General features: G+C 53.7%; 11 protein-coding genes, 7 tRNA genes and 1 rRNA gene. 15 read left to right on the top strand and 4 right to left on the bottom strand.

Features of this window, described 5'->3' with window-relative positions; translation table 11 throughout:
• Positions 1-13 precede the first annotated feature (13 nt).
• The 8 genes from rrf to NST26_RS25045 all read left to right on the top strand — a co-directional run bounded on the left by rrf (position 14) and on the right by NST26_RS25045 (position 1,852).
• Positions 14-130, top strand: a 5S ribosomal RNA gene (rrf, locus tag NST26_RS25080).
• A gap of 728 nt (positions 131-858) precedes the next feature.
• Positions 859-933: transfer RNA gene (locus tag NST26_RS25075), tRNA-Glu, on the top strand.
• A 187-nt stretch (positions 934-1,120) separates the two neighbouring features.
• Positions 1,121-1,196, top strand: a tRNA-Val gene (locus NST26_RS25070).
• A 39-nt stretch (positions 1,197-1,235) separates the two neighbouring features.
• Positions 1,236-1,309: transfer RNA gene (locus NST26_RS25065), tRNA-Met, on the top strand.
• Positions 1,310-1,318: 9 nt separating this feature from the next.
• Positions 1,319-1,396, top strand: a tRNA-Asp gene (locus tag NST26_RS25060).
• Positions 1,397-1,428: 32 nt separating this feature from the next.
• Positions 1,429-1,503: transfer RNA gene (locus tag NST26_RS25055), tRNA-Gly, on the top strand.
• Positions 1,504-1,509: 6 nt separating this feature from the next.
• Positions 1,510-1,586: transfer RNA gene (locus NST26_RS25050), tRNA-Arg, on the top strand.
• A 187-nt stretch (positions 1,587-1,773) separates the two neighbouring features.
• Positions 1,774-1,852: transfer RNA gene (locus tag NST26_RS25045), tRNA-Leu, on the top strand.
• A 70-nt stretch (positions 1,853-1,922) separates the two neighbouring features.
• On the opposite strand, the gene NST26_RS25040 is transcribed toward NST26_RS25045, so the two are convergent.
• The gene (locus NST26_RS25040; protein ID WP_340980059.1) at positions 1,923-2,870 is read right to left on the bottom strand and encodes a hydroxyacid dehydrogenase; all 948 of its coding nucleotides are present in this window, start codon (positions 2,868-2,870) and stop codon (positions 1,923-1,925) included.
• A gap of 141 nt (positions 2,871-3,011) precedes the next feature.
• Between NST26_RS25040 and NST26_RS25035 the strand changes: the two genes are divergently transcribed.
• A complete protein-coding gene (locus NST26_RS25035) occupies positions 3,012-3,896 on the top strand; it encodes a LysR family transcriptional regulator (protein ID WP_340980058.1) in 885 nt (294 codons plus the stop codon).
• Positions 3,897-3,918: 22 nt separating this feature from the next.
• Here NST26_RS25035 and NST26_RS25030 read toward each other — a convergent pair whose 3' ends face one another.
• Together NST26_RS25030 and NST26_RS25025 are read right to left on the bottom strand one after the other, a co-directional pair.
• On the bottom strand, positions 3,919-4,341 hold the full coding sequence (locus NST26_RS25030) for a VOC family protein (protein WP_339311266.1): 423 nt from the start codon (positions 4,339-4,341) through the stop codon (positions 3,919-3,921).
• Positions 4,342-4,406: 65 nt separating this feature from the next.
• Positions 4,407-6,392, bottom strand: coding sequence for an alpha-amylase family protein (locus NST26_RS25025; protein ID WP_340980056.1), 1,986 nt, complete (start codon positions 6,390-6,392; stop codon positions 4,407-4,409).
• Between the two features lie 129 nt (positions 6,393-6,521).
• Between NST26_RS25025 and NST26_RS25020 the strand changes: the two genes are divergently transcribed.
• The gene (locus NST26_RS25020) at positions 6,522-7,427 is read left to right on the top strand and encodes an AraC family transcriptional regulator (protein WP_340980055.1); all 906 of its coding nucleotides are present in this window, start codon (positions 6,522-6,524) and stop codon (positions 7,425-7,427) included.
• Between the two features lie 19 nt (positions 7,428-7,446).
• Here NST26_RS25020 and NST26_RS25015 read toward each other — a convergent pair whose 3' ends face one another.
• Complete coding sequence (locus NST26_RS25015) at positions 7,447-8,313, bottom strand: AraC family transcriptional regulator (protein WP_339311262.1); 867 nt, start codon at positions 8,311-8,313, stop codon at positions 7,447-7,449.
• Positions 8,314-8,446: 133 nt separating this feature from the next.
• Between NST26_RS25015 and NST26_RS25010 the strand changes: the two genes are divergently transcribed.
• The 5 genes from NST26_RS25010 (at position 8,447) to NST26_RS24990 (ending at position 15,311) form a co-directional block, all read left to right on the top strand.
• Positions 8,447-9,211, top strand: coding sequence for a GDSL-type esterase/lipase family protein (locus NST26_RS25010; RefSeq protein WP_340980054.1), 765 nt, complete (start codon positions 8,447-8,449; stop codon positions 9,209-9,211).
• A 57-nt stretch (positions 9,212-9,268) separates the two neighbouring features.
• A complete protein-coding gene (locus NST26_RS25005) occupies positions 9,269-11,578 on the top strand; it encodes a helix-turn-helix domain-containing protein (RefSeq protein WP_340980053.1) in 2,310 nt (769 codons plus the stop codon).
• A 257-nt stretch (positions 11,579-11,835) separates the two neighbouring features.
• Positions 11,836-12,822 (top strand): ABC transporter permease, encoded by a 987-nt coding sequence (locus NST26_RS25000; RefSeq protein WP_340980052.1) that lies wholly within the window; start codon positions 11,836-11,838, stop codon positions 12,820-12,822.
• A gap of 15 nt (positions 12,823-12,837) precedes the next feature.
• Positions 12,838-13,722: a carbohydrate ABC transporter permease gene (locus tag NST26_RS24995; RefSeq protein WP_036732429.1), complete on the top strand. Its 885-nt coding sequence runs from the start codon at positions 12,838-12,840 to the stop codon at positions 13,720-13,722.
• A 38-nt stretch (positions 13,723-13,760) separates the two neighbouring features.
• Positions 13,761-15,311, top strand: coding sequence for an ABC transporter substrate-binding protein (locus NST26_RS24990; protein ID WP_340980051.1), 1,551 nt, complete (start codon positions 13,761-13,763; stop codon positions 15,309-15,311).
• The last annotated feature ends 21 nt before the right edge of the window (positions 15,312-15,332 follow it).

Below are 15,332 nucleotides of genomic sequence, written 5' to 3'. Positions count from 1 at the left end.
CTGTAAATGCCCGTTTGGTGGCGATAGCGGAGGGGTTCCACACGTACCCATCCCGAACACGACCGTTAAGCCCTCCAGCGCCGATGGTACTTGGACCGAAGGGTCCTGGGAGAGTAGGACGTTGCCAAGCACTTAAGACCACTGTTGATTATCAATGGTGGTTTTTTGTTGCGTGACTTTATCTATTCGATGCTGGTATACCTGGATTCAGGCTATGGCGGAAGCATTACCTATGACACTAGTACCTCATCAGATCTAAAAGGATGAATAAGCTTGTTAAACCGTATCAACCCAAAATCTAACGGACCGGAGAGATCTTATCCCCGCGAAAACGCCACTTTTTGCAGCTTAACGGACTCAGGCGACCTTATCGTCTCTCTATGAGATGTTTCGGAGCTGAAGTGCAAAGGATAAGGCCTGTGGAGTCCGTTACTCGCCCAATTGACGACTTTCTTCCCAAATAAGAGCACCTCAGTCCGTTACGCTAAGCCAAACGCCCCTGAAGAACAACTCCCGATTGGAAAAAAGAAGTAATTTGAAGAGGAATTGCGTCTGCTCCACTATTTTTAATCTGATGCAGTTAGAGATTGTGGGCAGACTGAGACGCGAGGGACGAGATGTTCGTCAATTCAACCTTGTCTGCTTCCTCTGAGACTCTATACAGTTGACTGGAAAGCCATGATGAAGGCAGGAGTCCCTGGGGCGCTTTACAGATGGAGAGATGTCTTAGAGGGCATGAGAATAAGCTCTTTGCATGTGATGTAGATACTGACCATATACAATATTAATATTTCTATTGTATTATACTGTTTTATTTGATATAATATCTTTTGTTGTCGAAAGATTGTTTGCTTATCTGGCTCGTTGGTCAAGGGGTTAAGACACCTCCCTTTCACGGAGGTAACATGGGTTCGAATCCCATACGAGTCACCACTTTCTTCTTTGAATTATGGGATGAGAATTCCCTGGGTTCGTTGAAGCATACGCTTCGTAAGGAATACTTCGCAATCTCGTAACGGAGTGGAGAGTATCCCATACGAGTCACCACTTTCTTCTTTAATAAATTAATGGTTGTATATCTTATGAAAATGTGTTATGATCATTAAGTTGCTTCTTCGATGGAGGCTTAGCTCAGCTGGGAGAGCATCTGCCTTACAAGCAGAGGGTCGGGGGTTCGAACCCCTCAGCCTCCACCATGCAGACTTTGCAAGCTAGAAGAGAATATTTTTTACTGACGCGGGGTGGAGCAGCCCGGTAGCTCGTCGGGCTCATAACCCGAAGGCCGCAGGTTCAAATCCTGCCCCCGCAATATTATCTTGGAACCGTGGTGTAGTTGGCCTAACATGCCTGCCTGTCACGCAGGAGATCGCGGGTTCGAATCCCGTCGGTTCCGCCATTTTCATTAAAGCAGTTGAATACATACCGTGTGCGGACGTGGCTCAGCGGTAGAGCATCGCCTTGCCAAGGCGAGGGTCGCGGGTTCGATTCCCGTCGTCCGCTCCATATTTTGCGCCCTTAGCTCAGCTGGATAGAGCGTTTGACTACGAATCAAAAGGCCGGGAGTTCGAATCTCTCAGGGCGCGCCATTATTACTTCACTGATTTAACCAAGTGTCCTTAAGATTCGAACGAGTTCGTTGGAGCATAAGTTTCGATAGCACAACTTCGCAATCGGATGCGTAGCATAAGTATCTCTCAGGGCGCGCCATTATTACTTTATTGAATGTTTTTCATCTTAAATTTAATTATCCGTGATGGATCTATATGATATTAAGCCGGCGTGGCGGAATGGCAGACGCGCTCGACTCAAAATCGAGTGGGAAACCGTGGAGGTTCGAGTCCTCTCGCCGGTATTACCAAAAGGTTTATGACATTGTATTTTGGACAATGTCATAAACCTTTTTTGTTTTTATTGCACTGAAACTATATTAACTGATTTAGATTGCTTTCAGGTTCTTCCCCGTTTTGTACACGTTTTATATTCTTTATGAAGAAATCATATCTTTTTTGGTGGAATTTCCGGCCGTCAGGCATTCCTGCGGTATGGGGAGTAAGGATCACGTTATCCAGCGTGCGGAGCTCACTGTCTATAGGAAGCGGTTCGGATTCATACACATCCAGGCAGGCTCCGGAAATATCTCCGTTTTTTAATGCGTCCAGCAAGTCTCTTTCGTTGACAATCCCCCCGCGGGCGGTATTGATAAAAATAGCAGTATCCTTCATTTTCTTGAAGACTTCTTGGTTCATCAGGTGCTTGGTTTGCTCAGTCAAGGGTACGTGAACACTGACGATGTCGGATGTGCTTAGGAGTGTATCGAAATCGGTCATTTTCACTATGCCGTCCGATGGCACTTCGGTATTTCTCGCATAAGCCAACACATTCATATCAAATGCGCTGCAAAATGCAGCTACCTTTTTTCCGATAGCGCCCAGCCCGATAATCCCCATGGTTTTGCCCTCTAATTCACTTCCTGTGTACTCCAAATGATGTTCATCCATCCTGTTTTTCATGAAATGATCAAGAAACGGGATGTTTTTATAATAAGCCAGCATTAGTGCCATTACGTGCTCGGCCACGGCCTGTGCATTCACTCCTGCCGCATTGGCTACCCAAATGCCGAGCTGTGTACAGGCGGGGATATCGACATTATCATAACCTGCACCTGTCTGTACCAATTTTAATTTTTTGGCGCTAGCCAGCAGGCTAGGGTCCACTTGGATATGTTCAGGAATGAGGACCTGGCAATCTTCAATATGATGCAGCATATCTTGTCCGGGCGGGACAATGATAACGTTCCAGTCTTGCGGAAAATACCCGGTAATCTTTGATTGTGCAGTTTCGTTAAAATGACCAACGATGAGAACCTTCATAGCTGAACCACCTTTTCATAACCTGGACTATTTGACCCCTTGTCTGTGTTAATGATAATTTTAGACATAAAGAATAATGTTGTAAAACGCAAATATTTTGTGAACTATATTAATATTTTCTATATATTGAGGAGGTATTCTATGTATTTTCCTGGGATAGAAGCGTTTTTAGCTATCGTACGGACTGGGAGTATAAGTAAAGCGGCCGATCTGCTGCATCTGTCACAAGCAACGGTAAGTTACCGCTTAAAGACATTAGAGCAAGGGATGGGCGGCCTGTTGGTGGAGCGAAGAAAAGGGGCAGCCAAAATCAGCCTGACCCCAAAAGGGGAGAACTTTTTTAGTATTGCGGAAAGATGGGAGGCGCTCTGGAGGGAAACTCAAATTTTAAAGGCGAATGGTTTGCAGTTAAGTCTGGCCATAAGCGCTGCCGAAAGTATAAGCCACTTTGTCTTGCCTCCGGTATATAGAATGCTTAATCAGCATACTCCGTCCATCCGATTGCAGATTCGTACGCAGCATACTCAGGAGGCTTTTGATAGTATTGAGCGGCGTGAGATGGATGTGGCGTTTGTGGTACGGGAAATTGTGTCGCCTAGCGTTACTGTTCAACCGTTTTTCACTGAAGAAATGGTGCTGTTGCGCTTGGCTGTGCCAGGGCGGCAGGCTGGAGATACGGTGGAAATGGAAGAATTGGCGGCAGAGCATGAAGTCCTCGTCAATTGGAATCGGGAGTTTCAATTCAGACATGACCAGTGGTGGGACCCGCTGTGTCCGTCCCGTGTACATCTGGACTCAGCGGGACTCATCACTACTTTTTTGACGAATGCCAGACAATGGACGATTGTGCCCGCTTCGATTGGCGCCCATATGAAGGGGATGGGAGAATTTGTTCTTCAGAAGCTGGCGGTGTCAGTGCCCCCTAGAGTAGGCTATAAGGTAACTCATAAGTTTCCAAACCAGGCGTTACACGAGCCCCTTCAGATTCTTGATAACTATCTGCGAGATACATTTGGAGTCCAATGACCTGGCCTGCAGTGCTGTGCAATCATTGTATCCGCTTGGAAATCGGGTGGTCTGCGTTCATCTGCAGCAGGTCCCACAGGTTGCCGTACAAATCCTTGAATACCGCAACGATTCCATAAGCTTCTTCTTTGGGTTCTCTAACGAATTCAATCCCCCTGGAGACCATTTCATGATAATCTCGCCAGAAGTTATCGGTGTTCAGAAATAGGAATACTCGTCCGCCTGCCTGATTGCCGATAAAGAACTCCTGTTCAGGCTTCGACGCCCGGGCCAGCAGAAGGGTAGTGCCTGATGATCCGGGAGGGGAGACTACGACCCATCTTTTATCCTGCTCGGGCTGATAGAGATCTTCAACTAATGTGAAATTCAGCTTGTTGGTATAAAATTCTATAGCTTCATCATAATCCTTAACGACTAGAGCAATGTGCACAATGGACTGAAGCATCCCGGTCATCCTCTCATTCTAGGCAATGGTATAGCTCTTATTATTCTACTATAAATGGACCTAATCTACACCAGCTCGATTACCGCCATCTGATGATTCTCCAGGTAAGGAATCGTGTAGGTGATCCCGCCCCCGCTGCTGACGGTGAACGGCAGCTCTGTCATCGACGGGGCCAGATAGACCCGGTGGACGGGATCAGAGGAGGGGAGGCGCAGGCTGACGGAAATGTCCTGCAGCGGCACAATATCCTCGATGACTTCGATCCGGCCTTTGAGCGCAGGAGCGGCGTAGAGCAGATGGTGCACATAGCGCTGCTCTGCCTGCTGGTACTGCAGGGTCGTTATGCCCCGGGCCGGCAGAGTAGTGCGAAGGGAAGGAAGCGGAAGCAGACGCGACAGTGCATGCAGCACCATTTCCTTCAGGATAAGATGGCCGGCATCCGCATATTCGCTGAATACATCCCAGGCAATATAGATCCCGCTGCTGCTCTCCACCATCCCCGGCCCGTTATCCTCCTGTGCACCCGGCGTATGCTGGTGCGAGCAGAAGGTGAAGACATCACGGTTGAAATAAGGATTCTCCAGATGACCGAGCGATTGTCCTTCCAAGAGTTCCACCAGCTGACCCTCGCCGTACATTACATAGGAGGCGGGCAGCAGGGCGCCGGGCGTGAAATGGGGCTTGAAGTAAGACGGCCGGTAAGGGTTGGCCCCCAGCCAGCTGATCCCCAGGTTCAGTGCAAAAGCATCGCCTTCCGGATTCAGGCCGGAGCGTCCGGTGGCCAGCACCTTGCCGCCTCCGGCGGTAAAGGCCCCGATCGCGTCGGCCAGCTCCGGCCATACGGGCACCTCATCGGGCAGCACCAGCACTTTGTAGGCGGTGAAGTCGCTGAACGTATCTACGATGTCATACAGGTAATGGCCTTCTGTCAGTATGCGTACCGCACCGGCATCGGCCAGATTGCGTTCCCCCCTGCGTGCCTGTCCGCCGGGGCTGGCTTCACGTGCAGCCTCCAGGGACAGGACGGCAATATCTGCAACGGACGTAACCCCGCTGCACCACTCCTCCTTCGCCTCCACCTCGCTGTAGGCGGCGCCGATCAGGGCATAGGTCGCTTCATCCATCCAGCCGGAAGGGTGAAGCTGGTCGCCGATGGAGCATCGGGCGCCATGGGCGAGGCTGAGCGCGGCTTCGAACCGCAGCGCGTTCGGATGCTTATACCCGCCGAATTCGCCCCAGGAGGTATGGAATTTGCCGGTCATGCCGAGGAATTCCATGCCGAGCGTCTGGGCGTACCGTGCCGACAGCGGGAAATGGTCATACCCCCAGCCTCCGGTAGGAAGCGACTCCAGCTCCAGATGGCTGTTGACCTGCACCAGATCGCGGCGTCCCCGCTGCTGATGGCCGTTGTTGTGATAGACCGGCAGGCCGGGCTTCACGGCATCAATCGTCTCCCGCACACGGCGGGCATAATTCAGGTAGGTCTGCTCGCCGAGGGCGATGACGGCAGCTTCGTCGCGGGGGTCCCGGCCGGCTGCCCGCAGGGCGGCGACGCAGTATTGGCAGCGGCACTTGCGGACGCCGACAATGTCGAGGAAGATACCGTCTGCCTCGTACCGGGAGACGGCTTCATGAATCTGGGCCAGCAGGATGTCCAGGTAAGGCGTGTTCAGGCAGAATTCATGGTAGCCCGGGGTCATGAAGTCTTTTACCCAGCGTGTACGGTCCTCGGCATCGCGGATCAGCCACTCCGGATGACGGCGGGCCAGCTTCTCGTCAAGACCGGCTGACAGATAAACCGGAGTCTTGACCCCGATTTCATGAGCGGCTTCAATCATCTCGCCCAGCAGGTCAAAGGAGAGGCCGGGATGAATCTCATTGGCGTCGCTGGGATGATAGGCCCAGCCGTGATGGCATTTGGAGAATACGGTGACCGAGTCTACGTGACCTGAGCGCAGCATGGACTGGAACTGGGATTTGGAGAAGGCCTGCCCGATGCCGGGAATGGCTTCAGAAGTATGGAAATCAAGATGAACCTGACGGAAACGCATGGATACACAACCCCTTAGAGAATTGGATGAAAAGCGGATTCCCAGTCAATGTACCTCTTTTCCGCTGTGGCAGCCAGTGATAATATAGACTTTGAATAGCACAAAATCGACCTGAGACAAGGGGGGGCTATGATGCGGTGCCTGGAATTTGCGATTCCCCCGCTGCCGCAGCTGGTTACGGTGGGACATGCGGTCTGGTCTCCGGGGGACCGGCATTTCGCCCGTACGTTCGGTGTGTACGATCTGCTGCTGGTCAAGCGGGGAACGCTCTATATGGCAGAGGAAGGCAAGGAATACGCAGTGGGTGCGGGACAACTGCTGGTGCTGGAGGCGGGAAGGCCGCATGACGGGTACCGGTCCTGTGCGGAGGATACGGAAATTTACTGGGTGCACTTCATCCATGAGCATAAGCCGGGATATATCCGGCGCGGGGAGATCCCCTGGTCTTCACTGCTGGCTAGGGGAACGGTGGAGGATGAGGAGCCGTCTGCGCAGCAGCGCCTGTACCTGCCCAAATTCGCCTCTGTTGATATAGAGGCATTGGAGCCGGTACTGCAGGAGATGAACGAGATTCACAGCCGGCTGAGCGCAGAGAACGCACTCCGGCTCCAGCTGCTGCTGGCCGGTCTGCTGGCGGCGCTGCAGGCGGAATGCCAGCGGACGGGCCAGCCGGAGCCGGCGGCCCAGCTGGCCCGGGCTGCCGCTGCCTATCTGGATGTCCACTGGAGACAGCCGTTTCATCTGGCCGGGCTTGCGGAGGAGCTGCATTTCCAGGCGGATTATATTACGAGGTGCATGAAGCAGCATATCGGCACGACGCCGCTGCAGTATGTGCTGCAGCGGCGCCTGGAGGAAGCGAGGAAGCTGCTTGGCGGTACGGTGCTGGACATTGCTGAAATTGCCGAACGGGTCGGTATTCAGGACCCGAACTATATGACACGCCTGTTCAGCATGAGGTACGGTGTCACCCCCGGGGCCTACCGGCGGCGGCTGCGTATGCGGGATGAGGCCACCGCCGATACGGAGGAAATCTGAGCGATGGCCGGGGATAAGGTCAGGAATTCTGGATTCGCTCGCGGTACTGGGTGGGGGTGCAGTTGAATACTTTGCGGAACTGGCGTGAGTAGTAATTCTGGTCATGGAAGCCGCTGTCCATCGCCACCTGGGAGACGCTTAGGCCGGGGCTGCGCAGCAGCGTGCAGGAATAATCCAGCCGCTTGCGGATCACATAATCCATCGGCGTGGTCTGGTAGTTGCGGGTGAACACTCTCAGGAACTGGCGGGTGGACATATAGGCCATATCCGCCATGGACTGCAGGGTGACCGGCTGCAGGAAATGCTCCTCGATATAGGTGACCGTCTCACCGATCCGCAGCGCCTTGTTATCCTCATGACCGCTGCTATTCTGATAATAACGTGAGAGCATGCCTACCAAGGCGGTGAAATAGGTGCGGATCATCAGCCGGTATCCTTCAGGCTGACGGTCATGCTCTTCCAGAATGTCATCCAGCAGCCGCGTCGCCTCCCGGAGCTGCCCGGCTTCCAGGGAGAGCATGCCCTTGAAGTACATCTCCTTCCGGTAGAACGGCTCGATATAGAATAATGCCTGGAACCCCGGCAGCAGTCTGAGCTCGGACTGCTGGAGCAGCTGTTCAGGCTGGAACATCACATTGACGTATTCGATGCCTTCGACATTCTTGTAGCCATGGGAAACGTTGCTGTGGATCAGAAAAACCTGGCCGGCGGTAACCGGATACTCTCTCCCTTCAATGATATGCACGGCGTTTCCAGACAGGATGACGACCAGCTCGGAGAAGTCATGGCTGTGGACGTAGTAATCATGGGTCAGCGGGCACTTCTGGATTCTGAAGGTGAAGCCGGGCTCAAGTCCAATGTCCCGCGCTAGTATTTTGGTTGTCATGGCAATATTATGCTAAAGAAGGTCGGGATCGTCAAGGCGGAGAACGGCGGGCGGCGCTACCATTAGATTGCGGGCATATTTGCCTGGCTGGGGACAGCCGGGGGGACCTGCGTAATGGTCAGGAGGGAAAAGAATGCTTCATTTACTAAATCACAGCGTACTGAATCATAAAGAAAAACCAAGTACCGGAAATCTGCGGATACTGTTCCTCGGGGACAGTATTACGGCAGACGGCCGGTATATCGGCCTGGTCCGGGAAGGCTTAAGCAGGCACCGGCCGGAGCTGGCGGTGGAACTGCTTGCGTGCGGGGTTCCCAGCGAGACCGTCTCGGGACTCAGCGAAGCCGCGCATCCATTTCCGCGGCCCTGTGTCCATGACCGGCTGGCAGGCGAGCTGGCGGCGGCCAGTCCCGATGTGGCCGTTGCCTGTTACGGGATGAATGACGGGATCTATCATCCCTTCTCGGAAGCGCGCTTTGCAGCCTATCAGTCCGGGATGAAGCGTCTGAGCGCTCTTATCCGTGAAGCGGGAGCCGCTGCCGTGCTGCTGACACCGCCGCCGTTTCACGCCGCCTCGATGGACGGTCCGCTGCAGCCCGCAGAGGCGGCTGATTTCAGCTATCTCGCACCTTACCGGGATTATGACCGTGTATTGGAGCGTTATGCGGACTGGCTGATCTCCGGCGGCTGTCCTGCGGACGGTGTCATCGACATACGTACACCGCTGCTGGAGCATATCCGGCATGAGCGGTTGCTTCATGACTCTTACCGCTACGGGGACGGTATCCACCCGGATCTGTCCGGTCACAAGATCATGGCGCAGGTGCTGCTGCGGGAGTTATTCCATGAGGAGCCGGACGCCCTCTTGGAGCAGCCCTGCTCCCAAAACCCTGATTGACAAGCAAAATAGCGCGGGATTATAGTAGTGTCACCCTAAGAGCCGGGAGAGAGGACCATGAATATACTTCAGACAATCCGTTCGCGCAAATATTTACAGCGGATTCTGCTCAGCTTCATGCTTGTTGTCGCCACACTGGCGGCCGCTTCGCTGTTTGTGAACTCGGGCGCCCGCAGCAAGGTGCTCAGCCTGCAGAACGAGGCAGACCGCAAGCTGCTGACCCAGATTAATTACAATATAGAGAACATGAACGGCATCGTTAAGGATTTGGCCGTATCTCTATACAATGATGAGGAGCTGCTGGCTCTGAAATCAGGTGCGGATTACAGGCAGAGCATTCTCAAGATCGAGCGCCTGAATCATACCGTGGCGGCTTCCCCTTATCTGCACGCTGCCGTGTTCTATAACGGCGCCCAGCACCGGTTCTTCTCGTCACTGAATCATGAGATTGATAACCGCGTTCTGTACGATTCCCTGAAGGGTTACATGGGCTCCCGGGCGGATCTGCCCAAGCTGCAGCTGATTCCCCTGGACCTTGACGGAAAAGGCGGGGGCATAGACGTCTTTGCCTTCTTCCTGTACGACGGGGAGTCGCTGGGTTCAATCAATGACAACGTGCTGATATTGACGGTGAAGCCGGGGTGGATGCTTGATAATATGAAAGCGCTTAACCAGGTGGCCGAACGGCAGAATGATGTCCTGTTCGTAACGGACAGCGAGGGTGAGGTGCTTATTTCTACCGACGGTCTGCTTCCTGCCGGGCTGAATATCAGGGGGGAGCTGCTGCCGCGGATCAGCGCCTCGGGCAAGCCGCTGGATTCCTTCAATTATACACATGAAGACAGGAAATATAAGGTCACTTATCTGAGCAAAGCGCTGAACAACTGGCAGATTGTCAGCATGCAGGATTACGATGTTGTGCTGGGCAGCGTCCGGCAGATGAAATGGACGGAAATCGCGGTTACGCTGTCTGTTGTTCTGCTGGCCGTGCTGTTGTCCGTGTTCTTTGCGGTGCGGCTGTATAAGCCGGTCGGCCAGCTGCTGACGCTGGTGCCGCAGGAGGCGCACGGCACTCCGCAGGCGAAGGATGAGCTGTCGCTGATTGCGGCCAATGTGACCGAGATGATCAGCAAGCTGAAGGGGCTTGAGCTGGAGCGGGCCTCGCAGTCGAATATTGCCAAGCTCTATCAGCTGCGCAGCCTGATCGGGTCCAGCCACAGCATGGATGAGTCTGCCTTCAGGCAGCTCAGGGAGCAACATGGCATTGACATCGCTTATCCGTCTCCGCTCCGTCTGGCGCTGGTGCAGATCGACAATCTGCAGGGGCTGGCCGCCGAACCGGGGCTGCCGATGGAGTCCCTGCTGTATTTCGCCATTGCCAACATCGGCCAGGAGCAACTGCGGCTGGAAGGCACTTGTGAAGCGGCCGATATGAAGAGCGGCCATCTGGTCTTTATTGCCGGGAGTGACGACAGGGAACTGGCGAAGCTGGAGGAACGGTTCAGGGAGCTACAGCAGATGATCGGCAACTATTATCATATTACTTTTACAGTCACGCTGAGCGAAGTGTTCACAGATTACCGCGACATCACCCGGCATTACAATCTGGCCATCCGCCACTCCGGCTACCGGATGATCTACGGCAAGGGGGCGGTGCTTGAGCCGAGGATGCTCCGGGAGAATGAGGCAAATGAATCCCTTCGTATCCCGCAGGAGCTGGAAAGGCAGCTGACGGAGGGACTGAAGGGCGGGGATCTGGCAGAGACGGAGCAGACGATCCGCAAATGGAGAGAGCTGCTGGGCAGCTTCAGCTACGAGAATATGTTCTCTGCGGTGCTTCATCTTGCGGTTACGCTAAGCAACACGCTTGGCGAGATGAACAGCCGCAACGTCAACCCGGTCTCAGTCAACCTGCAGGCCGTCAACCGCCGTATTCTGGAAAAGGAAACGCTGGATGAGATCGAGGCTGTGCTCCTGGAGGTGGTGCGTGAGGTCGCTGAGCAGCGGCGGAGCGGGCGCGAGGACAAGAACAGGCTGCTGGCGGAGACCGTGAAGGAAATTATTGATAAGCATTACGCCGATCCTGACCTTAATGTGCAGCGCATCGCCGACATGCTCAAGATGAGCTCCGTCTATCTGGGCCAGGTATTTAAGGCGCAGGAAGGAACGACGGTGGTTGATCAGATCAACGCAGCCCGCCTGGCCTGCGCCAGAGAGTATCTGGAGCAGAAGGACCTGACCGTTACAGAGATTATGGAGAAGGTCGGGTTCGGGAATGAAAGCTATTTCTACCGCCTGTTCAAACGCCGCTACGGCACCACGCCGAAGGAATACCGCCTGAAATCGGCCATTGACCGCAGCACATAAACAAAGCCAATAAACAGGTTTTTCAGCCTTAAGCCAGGCCCGCTAATGGACATTGTTCCTATAGCGGGCTTTTTTCTGCGCGATGCATGCCACGGCCCGGACGGAGCAGGAATCTGGCAACAATACAGCCCGGATCTACAGCAATCTTGCAATTGTACAGTAACGCAGTGGCCTGGTTCTGCGCTATGTTAGTCGTGCAAAGCCTGGGACACAGGCACACAGCTGCAGCTAAGGAAGGAAAGGAAGGGGCTTTGGTTATGTTGAATAAGGTTCCGCTGGCGGAACAACAAGCAAGCTCAGGGGCGCCGCCGGCTACGCGCAAGAAATCCTGGATTGGCAGGGAGCTGGCCCATTTCAAAAGCAACCGGGAGCTGTTCCTGCTCTCACTGCCGGGACTGCTGTACAAATTGATTTTTGCCTATATTCCAATGATCGGCCTGATTATCGCCTTCAAGAACTACAGGTACGATCTCGGGATCTTCGGCAGCAAATGGGTGGGGCTGGACAATTTCCGTTACTTATTCACTACGGATACGGCGTGGCGGATCACCCGTAATACGGTTCTATATAATACCGCGTACATTCTGGTGGGGACCTCGGCAGCGCTGCTGCTGGCGATTCTGATGAACGAAATCAAGGCGAAATGGAGCAAGTTCTACCAGACGGCCCTGTTTCTGCCGCATTTCCTGTCCTGGGTGCTTGTAGGTTATGTGGCGTACGCCTTCCTGAACCATTCGGACGGATTTATCAACCGCACCCTCGAATCCTTCGGGCTGAACCCGGTGAGCTGGTACCAGGATGCCGGGCCGTGGCCGGTGATACTTATTCTGGTCCAGCTATGGAAGGTGGTGGGGTTCAACACGCTGATTTATTTTGCCGGCATTATCGGCATTAACAGCGAATATTACGAGGCGGCGCGGATCGACGGGGCGACCAAGCGGCAGATGGCCTTCAAAATCACGATTCCCCTGATGGCCCCGATCATCATCATTATGCTGATCCTGTCTATCGGCAATATGTTCCGCGGCGACTTCGGCCTGCATTATTTCATCCCGAACAACTCGGGCTTTCTCTACGGCTCTACCGACATCATTGATACCTATGTGTACCGCGCGCTGCGTGAAGTCGGCAATGTAAGCATGTCTGCGGCTACAGGCTTCTACCAGTCGGTGGTCGGTCTGGTGCTGGTGCTGACGGCCAACGGAATTGTGCGCAAGATCGATCCCGATAATTCCCTGTGGTAAGGAGGTGCCCTGAGCATGGGCAAAACATTCGAATTTTCCAAGCTGTTCATTAATCTGCTGTTTACGGTGCTGTCGCTGGTGGTCATTCTGCCGTTTGTGCTGGTCATCGCAGTCTCGCTGACGGATGAAAAGTCGCTGACTGCAAACGGGTACCAGTTCATCCCCGAGTCCTTCAGTCTGGATGCCTACCGCTATCTGCTGGACGCGCCTGACATCCTGCTCCGGGCCTATGGCGTGACCTTCACGATAACCATCATCGGCGCGCTGACCGGGCTGTTGCTGACCGCGATGACGGCATACGTGATTTCAAGGCAGGATTACCGGTATAACCGGGCGACGACCTTTTATGTATTTTTCACCATGCTGTTCAGCGGGGGGCTCGTTCCTTCCTACATTCTGATTACGCAATATCTGCATCTGAAGGACAGCCTGCTGGCGCTGATTCTGCCCATCCTGCTGTCGCCGTTCAACATTATGGTCATGAAGGGCTTCATGTCCAAGATTCCGCTGGAGATCATCGAATCGGCCAAAATCGACGGCGCACGGGAATTCCGTATTTTCTTCCGGATCATCCTGCCGCTCTCAACGCCTGCGCTGGCTACTCTGGGCCTGCTGATTTCCTTCACCTACTGGAACGAATGGTTTAACGCGATGCTCTACATTGATGATCCGAACAAGGTGCCGCTGCAGCTTCTGCTGGTGCGGACGCTCAACAGCATCGAGTTTCTCACGACGAACTCTGAATTTACCGGGCAGCTTGGCATTGATCTGAGCAGCTTCCCCAACAGCTCCGCGCGGATGGCGATTGCCGTACTGGCCGGCGGACCGATGCTGGTCATCTTCCCGTTTTTTCAGCGGTTTTTCGTCAAAGGGCTTACGGTTGGCTCCCTAAAGGGTTAACATACAATTACATGTACTAAGTACAGGAGGTCACTCACATGAAAAAAGGGCTGGTTGGCGTATTGGCATCCGTATTGCTGGCTGCATCCGTGCTGTCAGGCTGCGGAGGGAACAATAACGGCGGCAACGGTAATGCCGCTAAAGGTACGGAAGGAAGCGGAGCGGAGGCAACGCAAAGTGCGGCTGCGGAAGGCGGGAAGGATGGCGAGCTGAAGCCGGTCGAGCTGACCTGGTATTATCCGCTATCCCAGCTTCAGGCAGACCAGGATAAGGTGCAGGAGGAAGTCAACAAGATTACGAAGGCGAAGATCAATGCCACCGTCAAGCTGATGCCTGTAGCGATCGGGGATTATGTGCAGAAGATGAACACGGTGCTTGCGGCAGGCGAGAAGTTCGACATTCTATGGACCGGCTACATGCTGAAGCCGGAAGAGCTGGTGCGCAAGGGCGCGATTCAGCCGATGGATAAGCTGCTGGAGGAATACGCGCCGGAGCTGAAGGCGGAGGTGCCGCAGGTGATGTGGGACGGCCTCTCGGTGGACGGGGAGATTTACGGTATTCCGAACCAGCAGATCAACGGCTCCCGTTACGGATTTATCATCCAGAAGCGTTTTGCCGACAAGTATAATCTTGATACCGCTTCCATCAAAAAAATAGAAGACATCGAGCCGTTCCTGGCCCAGATTAAGCAGAACGAGCCGGATATCATTCCGTTTGGCGTATTCGGCACTTCCTTCATCAATCCGCAGTCGCATGATGACAAGTACTGGGTAGTTCCGGGTCTGGATGACCATTTCTATATCAAAACGGATGATCCGACGTATACGCTTCAGCGCTATCCGGAAGAAGAGCTGGACAATTTCCGGCTGGCCAGCAAATGGTATAAGGAAGGCTATATTTATAAGGATGCTGCTACCGAAAAAGCGAATGATTACCTCGCCAAAGGCCAAATTGCCGTCGATTTCAACGTGACGCTGAAGCCGGGCGTGGAAGCGGAGGTCAAGGCCAAAAACGGCGGCAACGAGGCCATTACGGTTCCGCTCAGCGACTGGTTCTCCAACGGCTATTCGGCGACCACCAACCAGTCGATCAGCCGTACTGCCCCTAATCCGGAGCGTGCCATGATGCTGCTGAATCTGGTGAATACCGACAAGGAGCTGTACAATCTGCTCTGTAACGGGATTGCTGGTGAACATTATGACAAGGCGGACGGGGAGTACATCAAGGCCAAAGCGGACTCCCGTTATCTGCCGAATATGGACTGGGTGTTCGGCAGCGTATTCAACTCTTATCTGAAGGAAGGACAGCCGGAGAATGTCTGGGAAGAGACCAAGAAGATCAACTCGAGTTCCGAGGTTAATCCTGTAGGTGCCTTCAAATTTAATTCCGAGCCGGTGAATACGGAGATTGCCAACCTGAACGCTGTGTGGGGAGAATACAAACGCGGACTCGTGACCGGAACGCTTGATTTCGAAGAAACCTGGCCTGCGCTGTACGGCAAGCTGAAGGAAGCGGGCGAAGAGAAATACGTGGCTGAAGTCACCAAACAATTTGAACAATTCCTTAAGGATAAAGGTCTGAAGAAGTAAGCCCCTACATCCCACGTTGAA

The organism is Paenibacillus sp. FSL R7-0128 (assembly GCF_038002245.1).
GTDB classification, from domain to species: domain Bacteria; phylum Bacillota; class Bacilli; order Paenibacillales; family Paenibacillaceae; genus Paenibacillus_AQ; species Paenibacillus_AQ silagei.
The sequence above is the reverse complement of the archived record's forward strand: the minus strand, read 5'-3'. Positions and strand labels throughout refer to the sequence as shown.